The 16,925-nt window shown below is 68.4% G+C and carries 13 protein-coding genes and 1 tRNA gene; 5 read left to right on the top strand and 9 right to left on the bottom strand.

Annotation, left to right across the window (positions count from 1 at the left end; all coding sequences use genetic code 11):
• Positions 1-4 precede the first annotated feature (4 nt).
• The 6 genes from AC1VNM_RS00135 to AC1VNM_RS00110 all read right to left on the bottom strand — a co-directional run bounded on the left by AC1VNM_RS00135 (position 5) and on the right by AC1VNM_RS00110 (position 4,347).
• Positions 5-79: transfer RNA gene (locus AC1VNM_RS00135), tRNA-Gly, on the bottom strand.
• A 57-nt stretch (positions 80-136) separates the two neighbouring features.
• A complete protein-coding gene (locus AC1VNM_RS00130; protein ID WP_483105441.1) occupies positions 137-676 on the bottom strand; it encodes a PilZ domain-containing protein in 540 nt (179 codons plus the stop codon).
• Between the two features lie 107 nt (positions 677-783).
• Positions 784-1,539, bottom strand: a complete 756-nt coding sequence (locus AC1VNM_RS00125) for an SDR family oxidoreductase (RefSeq protein WP_483105440.1) — start codon at positions 1,537-1,539, stop codon at positions 784-786.
• Positions 1,540-1,593: 54 nt separating this feature from the next.
• Positions 1,594-2,169, bottom strand: a complete 576-nt coding sequence (locus AC1VNM_RS00120) for a TetR/AcrR family transcriptional regulator (protein ID WP_483105439.1) — start codon at positions 2,167-2,169, stop codon at positions 1,594-1,596.
• Between the two features lie 81 nt (positions 2,170-2,250).
• Positions 2,251-3,093: a 2,5-didehydrogluconate reductase DkgB gene (dkgB, locus tag AC1VNM_RS00115; protein WP_483105438.1), complete on the bottom strand. Its 843-nt coding sequence runs from the start codon at positions 3,091-3,093 to the stop codon at positions 2,251-2,253.
• Positions 3,094-3,138: 45 nt separating this feature from the next.
• Entirely contained in the window at positions 3,139-4,347 is a 1,209-nt protein-coding gene (locus AC1VNM_RS00110; RefSeq protein ID WP_483105437.1) for an MFS transporter, read from the bottom strand.
• A 205-nt stretch (positions 4,348-4,552) separates the two neighbouring features.
• On the opposite strand from AC1VNM_RS00110, the gene AC1VNM_RS00105 reads away from it, so the two are divergent.
• On the top strand, positions 4,553-6,124 hold the full coding sequence (locus AC1VNM_RS00105) for a DUF1810 family protein (protein WP_483105436.1): 1,572 nt from the start codon (positions 4,553-4,555) through the stop codon (positions 6,122-6,124).
• Between the two features lie 88 nt (positions 6,125-6,212).
• Positions 6,213-7,109 (top strand): LysR substrate-binding domain-containing protein, encoded by an 897-nt coding sequence (locus AC1VNM_RS00100; RefSeq protein ID WP_483105435.1) that lies wholly within the window; start codon positions 6,213-6,215, stop codon positions 7,107-7,109.
• A gap of 51 nt (positions 7,110-7,160) precedes the next feature.
• On the opposite strand, the gene AC1VNM_RS00095 is transcribed toward AC1VNM_RS00100, so the two are convergent.
• Positions 7,161-8,639 carry an NAD-dependent succinate-semialdehyde dehydrogenase gene (locus tag AC1VNM_RS00095; protein WP_483109215.1) on the bottom strand — a complete coding sequence of 493 codons (1,479 nt, stop codon included), beginning with the start codon at positions 8,637-8,639 and terminating at the stop codon, positions 7,161-7,163.
• Between the two features lie 382 nt (positions 8,640-9,021).
• Here AC1VNM_RS00095 and alaS point away from each other — a divergent pair, with 382 nt between their 5' ends.
• Together alaS and AC1VNM_RS00085 are read left to right on the top strand one after the other, a co-directional pair.
• Complete coding sequence (gene alaS / locus AC1VNM_RS00090; RefSeq protein WP_483105434.1) at positions 9,022-11,655, top strand: alanine--tRNA ligase; 2,634 nt, start codon at positions 9,022-9,024, stop codon at positions 11,653-11,655.
• A gap of 123 nt (positions 11,656-11,778) precedes the next feature.
• Complete coding sequence (locus tag AC1VNM_RS00085) at positions 11,779-12,531, top strand: UPF0149 family protein (RefSeq protein WP_377156807.1); 753 nt, start codon at positions 11,779-11,781, stop codon at positions 12,529-12,531.
• A 121-nt stretch (positions 12,532-12,652) separates the two neighbouring features.
• Here AC1VNM_RS00085 and AC1VNM_RS00080 read toward each other — a convergent pair whose 3' ends face one another.
• On the bottom strand, positions 12,653-13,141 hold the full coding sequence (locus AC1VNM_RS00080; protein ID WP_377156809.1) for an SET domain-containing protein: 489 nt from the start codon (positions 13,139-13,141) through the stop codon (positions 12,653-12,655).
• A gap of 356 nt (positions 13,142-13,497) precedes the next feature.
• Between AC1VNM_RS00080 and AC1VNM_RS00075 the strand changes: the two genes are divergently transcribed.
• On the top strand, positions 13,498-14,103 hold the full coding sequence (locus tag AC1VNM_RS00075) for a GNAT family N-acetyltransferase (protein WP_377156811.1): 606 nt from the start codon (positions 13,498-13,500) through the stop codon (positions 14,101-14,103).
• Positions 14,104-14,139: 36 nt separating this feature from the next.
• Here AC1VNM_RS00075 and AC1VNM_RS00070 read toward each other — a convergent pair whose 3' ends face one another.
• Positions 14,140-16,749, bottom strand: a complete 2,610-nt coding sequence (locus AC1VNM_RS00070) for a chemotaxis protein CheW (RefSeq protein ID WP_483105433.1) — start codon at positions 16,747-16,749, stop codon at positions 14,140-14,142.
• Positions 16,750-16,925: the final 176 nt, after the last annotated feature.

Here is a 16,925-nt window from a genome sequence, read left to right as displayed (position 1 = left end):
TCTCTGGAGCGGGCGAAGGGAGTCGAACCCTCGTCATTGGCTTGGGAAGCCAAGGTAATAGCCGTTATACGACGCCCGCGGAGGAGGCGCATTATGGCCCAAGCCAGCGGCGGTCCAGGGCATCCAGGGCCGCCGCTCAGCGGGTGCGCTGACCGATCAGTTGAGACAGCAGGCGTTGGAGTTCTGCTTCGGCCAGCGGGTTCAGGCCCACGAAGCGGCAGCCGATGTGGACCTGTTCGCCGGCAAGGAAGGACCGGAAACTGCGCCGGATACGCACCTCGAGATCGGTCACCAGCACGAGCTGATCGCCAACCATCACCCTCGCCTGCGAGACCTTCTGGCCAAGGAACAGACCGCGCCCCTCCTCGACCGTGCCGCGCAACCCGAGACCGCCCAGCGACACGTCGTCCACGCTCAGGCTGCGGGCGCGGCCCAGCAGCACAAACTCGACGCGCACCGCAGGCCCGAGCGGCACGTCGCGGCGCGGGGTGCTGCGACGCTCGTCGCCGTCGTCGTCGCCATCGACATCCTCGGAAACTGCCTCAGCGTCGGCGTCGGCCTCGGCCGCAATCACATCGACGGCGTCGACGTCGGCGATAGCGGGGGCGATGCCTTCGGCGGCGACTGGCGCTTCATTGGCCGCGGGCGGTTTCGGTCGGAATCGGAGGCGGAACATGGGAAGGTCGGAAAGCACAGGCCCCCGGGTTGTATGCGCTCCGGGTGAACGCCTTCATGTCTGGCCGACCTAGAAACGTGACCGATTTCACGCCCGAGAACATCCGCTTACAGGACCCACCCACCGTCGATCGTGAGGCTGGCGCCGGTCATGTAGCCCGACTCGGGGCCGGCGAGGTAAGACACCAGCGCCCCGATCTCGCGGGGCTGGCCCATCCGGCCCAGCTTCAACTTGTCCTGAAGGTAGTCCGCGAACGGCGCGGTCATGTCCGTGGCGATCGGCCCCGGCTGCACGTTGTTGATCGTGATGCCTCGCGGCGCGAGATCCAGTGCGAGGTTCTGGACCATCGAGGCCACCGCCGCCTTGGTCATCGCGTACACGCTGCTGCCCGGCGACCCGGTGCGGATCGCCGTGTTGCTGCCAATGGTGACCACCCGCCCGCCATCGCGCATCTGCGCCACCGCGGCCTGGATCGCGAGGAAGACGCCACGTACGTTGACGCTCAGAGACAGGTCGAGGTCTTCGAGCGACACGACGTCGATCGTCCCGTGCCGCAGCACGCCCGCGTTGACGACGACCGCGTCCAGCCGTCCCAGCCGCTCGGCCGCCGCGGCGACCGCCGCGCGGATCGCGACCGGATCGGCGCTGTCGGCCTGGATCGCCAGGCCTCGCCCGCCGGCGGCCTCCACCACGCCGAGCGCCGCTTGCGCCGCGTCCGGCCGCGACACATAGGTCAGCGCGACGTCGAAACCATCCTTCGCGAGTCGCTCCACGATGCCCGCGCCGATGCCGCGCGAACCACCGAAGACCAGCGCGACACGTCGAGTGCCCTGCTGATCCGGGTTCATGTTGTCATGCTTCATTGCTTCCACTCTTTTCTGGAACGATCGTTCCATAATTGGTCAAAAAAAACAGACTCACTTCAGAGCCTGCAGGGACAGTCGCGCCAACGCGCGCAATTCGGTGTCCGTCGCGCCTCCGCGCGCAGCCAGACGCAAGGCGGCGATCTGCGCGAAGACGAAGGCCACGGCGTGTTTCGCTTCAACCACCGCGGACAGCTCGCCCTTGGCCTGCGCATCCCGGAGGCGTTCCAGCAGCGCCGCCTGCATCGCCCGGCCGCCCGCCTCGCGGATCTCGACCAGCGCGGCGCTGCCTTCGCTGTCCATGCCGAACTCCTGGACCGAGCCCACGCCCAGGCAGGGCAGGTGTGCCTCGTTCACGACGCGCTTGAGCAATCGCTCGATGCCGTCCAGCGCGGTCTTGCCGCTCTTGAGCGCCTCGATGTGCCGGCTGGTCTCGCTCTGCGCGTAACGCTGCAACGCCGCGCAGTACAGGGGCCACTTGCCGCCGTAGGTGCTGTACAGGCTCTGCTTGCCAATGCCCATCGAAGCGGTGAGCATCTCCGCGGAACTGCCCGCGTAGCCGTGCTCGCGGAACACCGCCACCGCGGCGTCCAGCGCTTCGTCGGGATCGAACTGCTTGGGTCTGGCCATGTGGCGGACTGTAGCGATTCTGGAATGACCGTTCCACAAATGAGGCTTTCACCTCGGACCGGTGCCAGGATCGAACCGACCTCAGTCCCAGGCGGGCGCGAAGTCCGGATTGGCCAGCCGTTCGCCGCGATCGAGCGTGGCGATGCGGGTCATGTCGTCATCGCTCAGGCGCAAGCGCAGCGCCTCCAGGTTCGCGGCCTGGTTGGCGGGCTTCGTCGACGACGGGATCACCGCGAATCCCCGTTGCAACAGCCAGGCCAGCGACACCTGCGCCGGCGTCGTGCCATGTCGCGCGGCGATGTCGAGCAGTACCGGCTCGGTCATGACCTTGCCGTAGGCCAGCGGCATGTAGGCGGTCAGGGGCAAGCCCGCCGCCTTCGCATGGTCGACGACCTGACGGTTCTGCAGGAACGGGTGGATCTCGACCTGGTTGGTCGCCAACTCGCCGACGCCGACGAGATCGATCGCTTCACGCATCTGCGCGACGGTGAAATTGGACAGGCCGATCGCCCGCGTCAGGCCGAGGCGCTTCGCTTCGATCAGCGCGTCGAGCGTGTTCTTCAGCGGCACCGCGCCGCCGGGCGACGGCCAGTGGATCAGCGTGAGATCGACAGCCGCCATGCGCAGCTTCGCGAGGCTCTCACGCAGGCTGGGGATCAGGCGGTCGCCGGCCAGTTGCTCGGTCCAGATCTTGGTCGTGACGAACAGCTCGGCGCGCGGCACGCCGCTCTCGGCGATCGCCTGGCCGACCTCGGCTTCGTTGCCGTAGATCTGGGCGGTGTCGATGTGGCGGTAGCCGAGCGACAGGCCGCTCTTGACCGCATCGATGACGACCTGGCCCTTCAGGCGGAAGGTGCCGAGGCCCAGCGGCGGCATGGGGATGGCGACGGGGTGGGAGGTGGGGTGGGAGGTGGGTGTGCTCATGAGGAACTCCGGAAGATGCGGGACGGGCGCAACGAGCGTGCGCGATCAATGGCCGACGGCGATCGGCGCGGCGCCGGCGGCACGCGCCGGCAGCGGGAAGCGGCGGTCGAGGCGCCCTGCCAGCACGGTGAGCGCGAAGGCGCCGAGCACGACGATCGCGCCGATCCAGGGCGTGTGCAACAGGCCCAGATGCTCGACGATCAGACCGCCGCCCCAGGCGCCGCCGGCGATGCCGAGGTTGAACGCGGCGATGTTCAGGCCCGAGGCGACGTCGACGGCCTGGGGCGCATGCGCTTCGGCCTGCTGGACGACGTAGAGCTGTAGACCCGGCACGTTGCCGAAGGCGAAGGCGCCCCAGGCGAGCACGGTCAGCACGGCGAAGACCGGCGACTGCGCGGTGAGGCTCAGCACGAACAGCACGGCGGCCAGCCCCAGGAAGATCAGCTTGAGCGCGCCGATGGGGCCGCGCTTGTCCGCGAGCTTGCCGCCCCAGACATTGCCGACCGCAACCGAGAGGCCATACACGAGCAGCACGAGGCTGACGCCGTTGGCGGAGATGCCGCTGACCTGCTGGAGGATCGGGGCGAGGTAGGTGAAGGCGATGAACGAACCGCCGTAGCCGACCGCCGTCATCGCGTAGACGAGCAGCAGGCGCGGCTGACGCAGCGGCTCGAGCTGGTGAAGCAGGCTGGCCGGCGCGGGCTGGGCGAGCTTGCGCGGCACGAAGGCCAGGCTGGCGACGAAGGCGACGAGGCCGAGCGCCGCGACGGCGAGGAAGGTTGCGCGCCAGCCGAAGTGCTGGCCGACGAAGGTGCCCAGCGGCACGCCGGTGACCAGCGCGACGGTGAGCCCCGAGAACATCGTCGCGATGGCGCTGGCGGCCTTCTCGCGGGGGACGAGGCTGGTGGCGATGGTCGAGCCGATCGAGAAGAACACCCCGTGCGCCAGGCCGGTCAGCACGCGGGCGACGACGAGCGCGCCATAGCCCGGCGCGAGCCATGCGAGCAGGTTGCCGGCGGTGAACAGCAGCATCAGCGCGAGCAGCAGCCGCTTGCGCGGCCAGCGGCCGGAGAGCGCGGTGAGGACGGGGGCGCCGATGGCGACGCCCAGCGCGTACAGCGAGACCAGCAGGCCCGCGGACGGCAGGCTGACGCCGAGGTCGGCGGCCATGGTCGGGATCAGGCCCACGATGACGAATTCCGTGGTCCCGATGGCAAAGGCACTGACGGTCAGCGCCCACAAGGCGATCGGCATGAGGGGCTCCTGCAAAGCGTGGAAAGTGAGGGAACGGTCGCCAGTGTTCCCTGTTCCAACTTGCAGAAAAAGCCGTCAATCTTCAAAACATTGTTGATTAAAAGGCAAGTTTCAGTGAGCCAACCGATGCGGCGCACCCTTCAACTGGCGAACCAATTTCACGGGCGCATCACTGCGAAGCTTCCTTCCTGCAAGAGCGCCCGCCATGCCCCTTTCATTTCCAGCTTCATTCCGGAGCATCCCCTCTTCATCCGCTCAGATTCAGCACCCGACCACTGGACAGAGCCATTCGTACGGACCAGACCCCTACAAGCTGCAACGCTTCCTCGATGCGCAGAAGCAGAGGGACAGCGGGCGTGACCTGATCGACGTCGACATCAACTCAGGCCAGGTGCAACACGACTGGATGTGGTACGTCTTTCCCCAGGTCAAAGGCCTCGGGAACTCAGCGCTCTGCAATGACTACGGCATCAATTCATTGGCGGAGGCTGAAGCATTCTTCAAGCACCCCGTCCTTGGCAGGAAGATGATGGACCGGCTCGACACGATTGACCATGCCCTCAGGACTCAGTACTGCATGAACGCCGACATCTACCTCGGAAAGCAGCGTGCCCCGAAGCTCGCGGCGTGCCTGACGCTCATGTTCCAGGCGACCGGCGACAAGAAGATCGAACGCTTTCTGAAGGACCACTTCGGCTCAAACCATGAGCAGACCATGAAAGTCCTGCGCGGATGGCAAGACTGGCACTACCGCCAGACGAGCGTGGACCCGTACAACCTCGAGCGATTCTTCGATCGCGATCCAAAGCGGTTTGACCGGATCGTCCAAAACCTCAGCAGAGGCTCGATGGAGCTTCAATCCTTGCCTTACATCTTTCCGCGGATGCGTCGCGCCGGCGAAACGCAACGGATGGATCGAGCAGGCATGACCTGCGAGGATGAGATGTGGACCTACGCGTACCGTCCCGAACTCCGCCGCAACTTGAACTTGGCCATGGATGCGCTGCTCGCCAACAGGGCGGGCGTCACCGCGCAGGACATCTTTGGCAAAGCCGGTGCCACGCAGGTCGAGGCGTCGATGAGATTCATCAACAGGAGCGTGGATTTAACGGACTTGTTCGACAAGTCAAAGGAGATTCTTGAACGATTCTTCGGCGCGGAGGACCGCCGAGCGCCCAAGGCCTCGCCATCCGTCGCCGACGCCACGACGGCACGTCCACACGCGCAGCCTGATCGGAACCAACGCGTCAACGCGCAGCGACTCCCGGCTGCTCATATCGGCACTTCCAAGGCGGCAAGCTCGCACGCCACGCTTGGGCAGACCGGTCCTTTCAACCCGGAACGCTTCCTGAAGACCCACGGTCGGACGATCGACAACTTCGTCAACGAGTTGCGGGCAGGCCGCAAGCAGACGCACTGCATGTGGTACGCGTTTCCTCAGCTCGAAGGCCTGGGCAAAAGCAAGGAGGCCAGGACCTACGCGCTCAGGTCGATGGACGATGCCCGTCTCTACCTGGCTGAGCCCCTCTTGAGACGGAACTACGAGCGCTGCCTCGATGCGTTGATGGATGACAGGAACAAGGGCCGCGACGCCTTGTCGATTCTGGTGAATCCGATTGACGTGCAGAAGCTCCAATCCTCGCTGACCCTCTTCCGGTATGCCGCTGACGACGACACCTTGATCACGAAGATCGACGACGTCCTGGCGCGCTACTTCGGCCACCACCTCTGCCAGCGAACGAGGGACGCCTGCTTGAATCAGCCAAGGGCGCACTGACGCAGGCGCGGCGCCATCACGCGCCTTGCGACCGTCTGGCGCGGGGCCGGCTCTATCATCCGGCCCTCCCCGCGCCCTCACGCCGTCGATGAAAAGCTCCCTCGATGAACTCGCCGTCCTCGCCGCCATCGTCGATGCGGGATCGATCAGCGCGGCGGCGGAGCATCTGGGGCAGACGGTCTCCGCTGTCAGCCGCTCGCTGAGCCGCCTCGAGCAGAAGCTGGGCACGACGCTGATGCGGCGGTCCACGAGACGTCTGGAACTCACCGAGGAGGGCCAGTTCTTCCTCGCCCGCGCCCGCAACGTGCTGGCCGCCGTCGAGGACGCCGAGGAACAGCTGGCGCTGCGCCGCGACCAGCCCGCCGGGCGGCTGCGCGTGAATGCGGCCTCGCCGTTCATGCTCCATGTGCTGGTGCCGTTGATCGGCGGCTTTCGCGAGCGCTATCCGCAGATCGAGCTCGAACTCAACAGCAGCGACCAGATCATCGACCTGCTGGAGCAGCGCACCGACGTCGCGCTGCGCATCGGCACGCTCGCCGATTCTTCGCTGCATGCGCGGCCGCTCGGCAGCTTCCGGCTGCGGGTGCTCGCGAGTCCCGCCTACCTCGCCGCGCGCGGACGTCCGACCCAGGTCGAATCGCTCGCGAACCACTCGCTGCTCGGTTTCACCGCGCCGGAAAGCCTCAACACCTGGCCCCTGCGCTGGTCCGGCGGCGAGGGCTATCCGATCAAGGCCGCGGTGAGCGCGTCCTCGGGCGAGACGCTGCGCCAGCTGGCGCTCGCCGGCCAAGGCCTCGTGTCGCTGTCCGATTTCATGACCGCACGGGACCGCGCCGACGGCACGCTGGTGCAGGTCCTCGCGACGCACACGGTCGACACGCGCCAGCCGGTGCACGCGGTCTATTACCGCAACACCGCGCTGGCCTCGCGCATCAGTTGCTTCCTCGACGACCTCGCAGCCCAGATGGCGAACCTCACTGCCTGACCCACCCTGTCGTGCCCGCGTCGATGCGCGCCGGACCGCGCCATGCGACCTTCACTTGTTCAGGTCGCCCATGCACAGGTACTTCGTCTCGACATATTCGTCGATGCCCTGGTGCCCGCCCTCGCGGCCCAGGCCCGATTGCTTGACGCCGCCGAACGGCACCTCCGCCGTCGAGATCAAGCCGGTGTTGATGCCGACCATGCCGTACTCCAGGCCTTCGGACACGCGCGTGATGCGGCCGATGTCGCGGGCGTAGAAGTAGCTCGCCAGGCCGAACTCGGTGGCGTTGGCCAAGGCGACGCCCTCGGCCTCCGTGCCGAAGCGGAACACCGGCGCCACCGGACCGAAGGTCTCCTCGCGCGCGCACAGCATGTCGGCCGTCGCGTCAGACAGCACCGTCGGCTGGAAGAAGCGGTCGTGCAGCCGCGCGCCGCCGACCAGCACCTTCGCGCCCTTCTCCACCGCGTCGGCGACGTGGCGCTCGACCTTCTCGATCGCCGCGTCCTCGATCAGCGGCCCCTGCGTCACGCCGGCCTCGAAGCCGTTGCCGACCTTCAGCCCGCCGACCTTCTCCGCCAGCTTCGCCACGAACGCGTCGTACACGCCCGCCTGCACGTAGAGCCGGTTCGCGCACACGCAGGTCTGGCCCGCGTTGCGGTACTTGCTCGCAATAGCGCCCTCGACGGCGCTGTCGATGTCGGCGTCGTCGAAGACGAGGAACGGCGCGTTGCCGCCCAGCTCCAGCGACAGCTTCTTGATCGTCGGCGCGCATTGCGCCATCAGGATCCGGCCGACCTCCGTCGAGCCGGTGAACGACAGGTGCCGCACCACGTCGCTCTCGCACAGCACCTTGCCGATGGCGATCGAGTGCTCCCCGTCGCCGGTGATCACGTTCAACACGCCGGCCGGCATGCCGGCGCGCTGCGCCAGCTCCGCCGCGGCCAGCGCGGTCAGCGGCGTCTGCTCCGCCGGCTTGATCACGACCGGGCATCCGGCCGCCAGCGCCGGCGCCACCTTGCGGGTGATCATCGCCAGCGGGAAGTTCCACGGCGTGATGGCCGCGCACACGCCCACCGGCTGCTTGATGACCATGTAGCGCTTGGTCGCGTCGGTCGTCGGCACGATCTCGCCGCGCACGCGCTTGGATTCCTCCGCGAACCATTCGACGAAGCTCGCGCCGTAGACGATCTCGCCGCGCGCCTCGGCCAGCGGCTTGCCCTGCTCCGCCGTCAGGATGCGCGCCAGGTCGTCCGCATGCTGGATCAGCAGGTGGTACCAGCGCATCAGGATCGCGGCCCGCTCCTTGGCCGTCTTCGCCCGCCAGGCCGGCCAGGCGGCATTCGCGGCCGTCACCGCCGCGTCGGCCTCGGACGCGCCCAGGTTGGCCACGTGCGTCAGCAGCGCGCCGGTCGCCGGGTCCTCCACATCGAAGCGGCTCGTGCCGCCCACCCACTCGCCGTTGATCAGCGCGTCGGTCTTCAGCAGGCTCGGGTCCTTCAGCTGCGCCAGCGGGGAGGTCTTGGGGTCCATCGTCGCCATGTCATATCTCCGCGTCCCGTCTCCGGGCAAGGCAGGCATCCTAGCGGCGCCACCGGGGCCGCCATGTCAACGCCGCGTCACCTCCTGTGCGCCCATGTACGGCTTCCCGGCCGGTAAGCCGCGCCTGCGGCGCGGGTTGACTCCGCATCACAACACTGCGGCGAGGGCCGGAAGGGCCCGCTCCTATAATCGAAAGCTTCGCGAAATCAGGCGCTTGCAGGCGGCCACCCGCCGCCCCGGCGTCGATCACGGGCGGACATGCGCCCGGATCGGAACCGGCAAGCCGCGCACCCGCGAAGACACAACTGGATTCACATCGCAGCGTCGTCTGCGCCACACCCGACCCGCCAGGCCCATCAAGCAAAGGACAGGCATGAAAGCCGCAGAGATCCGCCACACCTTCCTGAAGTTCTTCGAGTCCAAGGGCCACCAGATCGTCGCGTCCAGCCCGGTCGTGCCCGGCGACGACCCGACGCTGCTGTTCACCAACGCGGGGATGAACCAGTTCAAGGACGTGTTCCTGGGCTTCGACAAGCGCGCCTACTCGCGCGCGACCACGGCGCAGAAGTGCATCCGCGCCGGCGGCAAGCACAACGACCTGGACAACGTCGGCTACACCGCGCGCCACCACACCTTCTTCGAGATGCTGGGCAACTTCAGCTTCGGCGACTACTTCAAGAAGGACGCCATCGGCTACGCCTGGGAACTGCTGACGCAGCACTTCAAGCTGCCGGCGGAGAAGCTGTGGGTGACGGTGTACTCGGAGGACGACGAGGCCTACGAGATCTGGAACAAGCAGGTCGGCGTGCCCGCCGAGCGCATCGTGCGCATCGGCGACAACAAGGGCGGCCGCTACATGTCCGACAACTTCTGGATGATGGGCGACACGGGCCCCTGCGGCCCCTGCACCGAGATCTTCTACGACCATGGTCCGGACGTGGCGGGCGGCCCTCCGGGCTCGGCCAATGAAGACGGCGACCGCTACATCGAGATCTGGAACAACGTCTTCATGCAGTTCAACCGGACTGAAGACGGCGTGATGCACAAGCTGCCCAAGCCCAGCGTCGACACCGGCATGGGCCTGGAACGCCTGGCGGCCGTGCTGCAGCACGTGCACTCCAACTACGAGATCGACCTGTTCGTGAACCTGCTGGCCGCGGCCAAGCAGAGCGTGGACGCCGCAACGCCTGGCACCGGTGACTGCGACAAGGAATCCCCGTCGCTGAAGGTCATCGCCGACCACATCCGCGCCTGCTCCTTCACCGTCGTCGACGGCGTCATCCCGGGCAACGCCGGCCGCGGCTACGTGCTGCGCCGCATCGCCCGCCGCGCGATCCGCCACGGCTACAAGCTGGGCGCGCGCGCGCCGTTCTTCCACAAGCTCGTGGCCGCGCTGGCCAAGGAGATGGGCGAGGCCTATCCCGAGCTGCGCCGCGATGAAGCGCGCGTCACCGAGGTGCTGAAGCAGGAAGAGGAGCGCTTCTTCAAGACGATCGCGACCGGCATGGAGCTGCTGGAATCGGCCCTGGCCGGCGGCGCGACGCAGATCGACGGCGACACCGCCTTCAAGCTGCACGACACCTACGGCTTCCCGGTGGACCTGACCGCCGACGTCTGCCGCGAACGCGGCGTGACCGTCGACGAGGCCGGCTTCAACCGCCTGCTGGAAGAGCAGAAGGACCGGGGCCGTCAGGCCGGCAAGTTCAAGATGGCGCAGGGCCTGGCGTACACCGGCGCCGCGACCACCTTCCACGGCTACGACCACCTGGCGCGTGACGAAGCCCAGGTCGTCGCGCTGTACGTCGACGGCAGCGCGGTGCAGAGCGCCGATGCCGGCGACGACGTCGTGGTCGTGCTCGACCACACGCCGTTCTATGCGGAAAGCGGCGGCCAGGTCGGCGATGCCGGCGAGCTGCGCAACGCCACGACCCGCCTGGTCGTCGACGACACGCTGAAGATCCAGGCCGACGTGTTCGGCCACCACGCGCAGGTCGTCGAAGGCACGGTCAAGGTCGGCGACGTCTTCGCCGCCAAGGTCGACGCCGAGCGCCGCGCGAAGACCATCCGCAACCACAGCGCGACCCACCTGATGCACAAGGCGCTGCGCGAGGTGCTGGGCGCGCACGTCCAGCAGAAGGGCTCGCTGGTCAACGCCGAGCGCACCCGCTTCGACTTCGCCCACACCGCGCCGATGACCGCCGAGGACATCCGCAAGGTCGAGGCCATCGTCAACGCCGAGATCCTGGCCAACGCCGACACGCAGGCCGCCGTCATGGCACTGGACGACGCGCAGAAGAGCGGCGCGATGATGCTGTTCGGCGAGAAGTACGGCGAGACCGTGCGCGTGCTGAGCATCGGCTCGTCGAAGGAACTCTGCGGTGGCACGCACGTGCGCCGCACCGGCGACATCGGTCTGTTCAAGATCGTCGCCGAGAGCGGCGTCGCGGCCGGCATCCGTCGCGTCGAGGCGGTCACCGGCGACAACGCGCTGCACTACCTGCAGTCGCTGGAGACGACCGTGCAGGCCGTCGCCGGCACGCTGAAGGCCGCGCCCGCCGAACTGGAACCGCGTGTCCACGCGGTGCTCGAGCAGCTCCGCGCGCTGGAGAAGGAACTGGCCGCCGCCAAGAGCAAGCTGGCTTCCGCGCAGGGCGACGAACTGCTGTCGCAGGCGGTCGACGTCAAGGGACTGAAGGTGCTGGCGGCGACGCTGGTCGGCGCCGACGCCAAGACGCTGCGCGAGACGATGGACAAGCTCAAGGACAAGCTCAAGACCGCCGCGATCGTGCTGGCCGCCGTCGACGGCGACAAGGTCCAGCTGGCCGCGGGCGTCACCGCGGACAGCATCGGCAAGGTCAAGGCCGGCGAGCTGGTCAACTTCGTCGCGCAGCAGGTCGGCGGCAAGGGCGGCGGCAAGCCGGACCTGGCGATGGCCGGCGGCACCGACGCCAAGGCCCTGCCCGCCGCGCTGGCGAGCGTGCAGGCCTGGGTCGGCGAACGCGTCTGACTCCCCCCTCGAACAGACTCCGGGACACGGGCGACGATCGAACCGCCCACCCCGGAGTTTCGACGAACAACCTCTTCAAGGGCCCCGGTCGGGCCCTTGTCGTTTCAAGCCACTGGAGCAACCATGACTGACACCCCGATGGACGACGACTTCGGCGACTCGATCGACGTCGAGAACGCGCAGCGCCTCGGCGAGCTGCTGGCCGTGCTGGCCGGACAGGCCGATCCGGATGCGCCGGCGATCACGCTGGACACGATGGACGGCTACCTGACCGCCTTGCGGGTCGGACCGTCCGACGCCGCGCCCATCCAGGCGATGGACGCGCTGTTCGGCGAGGACTGGCCCGCCGGTCTCGACGAGCAGGACCTGACCGACGCGTTCATGGAAGCCTTGCACGTGCGCTGGAACGAGATCGGCGACAGCCTGGAACCCCAGCCCCTGCTGGAAGCGCCAGAGCAGATGCACCTGACGCCGCTGATCTCCGAGTTCGACGAGGAGACCAAGGCCGAGCTAGTCGCGCAGGGCACGATCACCGCGGAACTGCTGGAGCGCATGCCCGCGCCCGGCGCGATGTGGGCGCAGGGCTTCCTGCAGGCGGTCGAGGACACGAACGCATGGTCGCTGCCCGCCGGTGACGGCGCCGACGACCTGCAGGCGATGCTGGAAGCGATCGAGGCCGTGACACTGGCCGAGGACGCCACGCCGCGCGCCGAGTACGTCCAGCGGGCCTACGAGGAGCCGGAAGGCATCGACCAGAACGCCCTGATCGACGACATGCTGTTCACCGTGCAGGACCTGCGCCTGTTCTGGATGCAGCAGCGCGTGATGAAGGAAGCGATCTCCGGACTGACCTCGGATCCGGACACGACGCACTGATCGCGCGGATCAGACGGGCCCACGCATCGAAGGCGGAATCGGGCCGCCTCGCACAAACGCCGGCCTTGCGCCGGCGTTTTTCATGGCGCCGGCGACGAGGCAGCGCTCAACGCCGCTCGCCTCAAAGCCGGCCCTTGCAGTTCGGCGCACCGCAGCGGCAACGCAGTCGGCCTTCGTGATGGCTCTCGCCATAGTCGGCGCAGATCTCCTCGCCCGGGTCGATGTCGCGGATCGCGTAGAACTCGGCGCGTCCTTGCCGGATGCGCAACACGGCATTCGGCGCGCAGCTGTGATTCACGTGGCGCAGCGCGCAATCGGACTTCGTCGCATCGATGGCGGTCTTGTCGGTCACCTCGACCACGTGGATCCGACGCCGCCCCTCGATGCGCCGCCTGGCCTCGCGCACCGGGACGATCTCACCGCGCATCTCGCCGATCTTGCGGCGCGCAGGGATGGACTCGGCGGCGAAGACCCCGAGCCCGTCGATCGGACTCTTGTCCACGGCCAGCGCGAAGCGCTCAGCCGGTTGCGGCTCGCCCTTCGGGCGCGAGGCCGTGTCGGCGGCGGAGGCCGGGGCAGGAGCGGCAGCGACGGAACTCAGTCGAGGCATGAAGGCGACGCGCGGCGCCGGCCGCGACGAAATGGGGAAACGCACATTGTCGCGCCCTTGCCACTGGTCTCAAGAAGAGCGCGCTTGACGCATCCGTCGCGTCGCCAAGATACTGGTTCGCATGTCCTTCGCGCTCCGCACCACCCGCCTCGTCCAGATGTGCTGCCTGCATCCGCTGCAGGCGCACCTGTGCGCACGCGGCCAGGGACGGCGTCGAACGCGGCAGACGCCCCCAGGATCCCGGACCCCACGGTCCTGAAGCGATCCACCGGACTCCCCCTGACAAGGCCCGCGCAACCCGCGGGCCTTGTTCATTTCCGCCCCCTCGGTCCTTCCATCCCACCAGGAGAACCCCGATGCAGACCCCGACGAATCCGACCCGCTCCACCGACGATCGCGACGCTGGCCGCCGCGCCGTGCGCATCGCCGAAGGTCTCACGCTGCGCCGCCCTCGCCCCGAGGACGCCCGCGCGCACGCCGAGCTGGTAGGGCACCCGGGCGTGCAACCGTCGCTGCTGCAGGTGCCTTACACCTCCGAGCTGCTCTGGCACGAGCGCTTCTCGAAGGTGCCCGACACCAACAGCGGCGAGTTGCAGCTGCTCGCATTCGACGGCGAACGATTGCTGGGGTCCGCCGGACTGCATCCGGTCGGACCGCAGGCGCGGCGCCGGCACGCGATGATGCTGGGCATCGGCGTGCATCCGGACGCGCAGGGTCGCGGTGTCGGCGCGGCCCTGATGGACGCGCTCATGCGGCAGGCGGACGACTGGCTCGGCGTGCTGCGGATCGAGCTCACCGTATTCGCCGACAACACGCGCGCCATCAGGCTCTATGAACGTTTCGGCTTCGAGCACGAGGGCCGCCTGCGCGGCTACGCGTTGCGCGACGGACGTTACGTCGATGCCTTCACGATGGCACGGCTGCATCCGCGGCCGCCCGTGATCGAGCGGACCGCGGCCTGAGCCGGGAGCGCGACGGGCCCAGCCCGTCCGCGGCGGTCAATCGGCAGCCAGCGCGGGCACCTGCGCCTCGACCACGCCGTTGACCAGGCGCCACAGGTCGTCGCCGTCCAGCAGGGTGAGCATCTGCGGCCCGTGGCCCTTGAGCAGGTGCACCTGCGCCTGCGCGGCCCAGCCCGGTCGCGTCGGGCTGGGTTGCAGCTGCTCCGCGCCCGCGACGAAGACCTGCCCCAGCTGCTGGACCGCCAGCACCAGACGTTGTCCGGCGCCGGTCTGGCACACCATCAGCGCGGCTTCGTCGCCGCAGGGGCGGTGGAACAGCAACTGACCGAGATCCAGCACGGGCAACATGCGGCCCTCGAAGCTCAGCATGCCGCGCACGGCCGCGGGGGCCGTGGGCCAGGCGGTGATGCGCTGGCGCTCCAGCGCCGCGACCACCTGCACCGCGGGAAGTCCCAGCCACTGGTGGTCGACGAGGAAGCTCGCCACGTCCAGCGTCTTCGCGCCGGCTGGCGGCATCGGCTTGAACGCCACGGGCATCGCGCCTGCGCCGGTCGACTCGCCGGCCGCCAGACGCCCGCCCAGCGGCAGCATCACCAGCGCGGCAAGATCGTTCGCGTCAGGCGGCGTGAGGCGACGGTACTCCCGGTAGCCGCCCGACATCGCCAGACCATAGGCATGGACACAGCCATCGAGGTCCAGCTCGCCGGTCACATGCTGATCCGACGGCAACGTGGAGAGCGCGGGCAGCGCCATCGGCAGTCGATCGCCCGGCGACCAGCGCGCATCGCTGCTCGCCACGACCTCGCCCGCGCGCGTCACCAGCAGCGCCGCCGCACCGGCCTGGTCAGGCAGGGCCGCACGCAGCATCGCGCGGAACTGCGGCGCGCCGTCGAACACGATCGCGATGCCGCCCACCATGGCCGCGCCATCCGGATGCGGCACGCCGGCCGCGTAGACAAGACAAGGCGCATGGCCGTCGTCGCCGTAAAGGCCGGAAGGCGCATGCGACGACACCACATACTGCCCGGCATCGCGCAAGCCGAGCGCACCGGATACCCAGTCCCCTTGCAGGGAACGCCCGACGTGATGCGCCTGGCTCGGGTCCGACACGGCGACGACACGTCCGGCGCTGTCGAAGACCAGCAGCAACGAGTAGACGGTGTAGAGCGCGTGGATGCTCGCGAGCACCGCTCCGGCCGATGCGGCGTCGCCGTCGGCGAGCGCACGTTGCAGTCGCGCGTCGAGCGCCCACCAGCGGCAGTCGTTGGCGCGTTCATAGAGGTTGCGGTTGACGATGGAGATCGCCAGTTCCGCCTGGAAGCCGGCACCGTCGAAGACGGCGTCCAGCGCGCCGTCCTCGAGCTGCGCGATCGCGCGTTCGAACACCTGGCGCAGTTGGTCTCCCGTGCGTTCGACCTCGTTGAGCAGGGTCACGGCGAAGGCGTTCCCGCCGGCCTGGCCGGCCACGGCGCCCTCGCCGGCGCGGGCGCCGGGCTGCGCATGGGCGCGGCTCTTGAGCTTGCCGTTCCACAGCGAGCGCGACAGCTCGCGCTGGATGCGGCGCGCTTCGACGGGGATGCTGCGCAGTTCCTCGTCGAACAACTCGCGCGTGTCGAGGTCGCGCGCGCGGCCGGCCTGGCGCTCGGCGGGCGCATCCGCGAAGGCGTGCTGCAGCGGCTGCAGCATCTGCGCCCGCCAGCCGGGTCCGAAGTAGCCTTCATAACCGCTGGCCGTGCTGTCGCAGGCCAGGTAGTCCCGACCGGCGAAATCGAGTCGCCAGCCTTGCGCTTCGCCGGCATCGGCCAGCGGCGCGCCGAGCGGGATCTGCCAGGGGTCCGAGGTCAGCAGCACGCGCCCTTGCGCGTCCTTGAGCACCAGGACCGAGCGTGGCACGCCCGAGCACAGCGCGCGGAAGAGGCCGAGCATCTCGTCCTCGAGCTTGAAGGACAGGCACAGCAGACCGCGCGCGCCGCCGGAGTCGGCGCCGTCATGGCCGCTCACCGCCGCTGCGTAGATCAGGCCGCTGCGGCCGCCGAGCAGCCCGGTCGGGCCGTGCACTTCGACGAAGGCGCGGCCGGGCTCGAAGGCCCCCTGCAGCCGCGCGTCATCGACGACGGGAGCACAACTCGATTCATCCAATGCCGCCAGACGACGCCCGTCGGCGGCCAGCAGCGCGACCTGGTCGTAGACGGAGTACTTGGCGACATAGGCGGCAAAGCGGCGACGCAGCGCCTCGACCTCGCCGGCATCGACATCTCCGGCCGCATCCGCCTGGAGCAGCGCACGCAACGGGCCGTCGCTGGCGAGGAAACCGACGTCGGCGGTCCGTTCGAAGAGGTTGCGCACCAGGATGTCGATCGCGACCTGCGAACGCCCTTGCAAGTGCCCGACCGCATGTCGCAACTGCCGGCGGGCCAGGCTGTCCAGCAGCCGTCCCGTCAGCGCCTCGAAGGCGGTGCGGGTGTCGGCCATGTCGGTGGCCGCGCCGCTCATCTGGCCCAGCAGCGCCAGGCTGTCCCAGGCGCCCTGCAAGCGCAGCAGCGGCTCGCGGTATTCCTCCAGCAGCGGCATGGCGGCCAGCAACGGCGCCACTTCGGCGCTGAACGGCAGGCCTTTCCGATAGACCTTGTTGGATCCCTGCGTCATCTCATTTCCTCCCAACGACCACGCCCTCGTGAGGCGACGCGCGGCAGTGTGGCGCGCGTTGACGACGTTGTCAGGGGGAGAAACGCACGGTTTCCGAGAGTAACTTCGTTGATCGCACGGCGATCAGAGATGAAGTGCCGCGCTGGTGCGGCAATGCCGCGAGTTGGGGAGAAAAC

The organism is Mitsuaria sp. MSU3D, from assembly GCF_056867975.1.
This window is presented reverse-complemented; position numbering and strand designations above follow the sequence as displayed.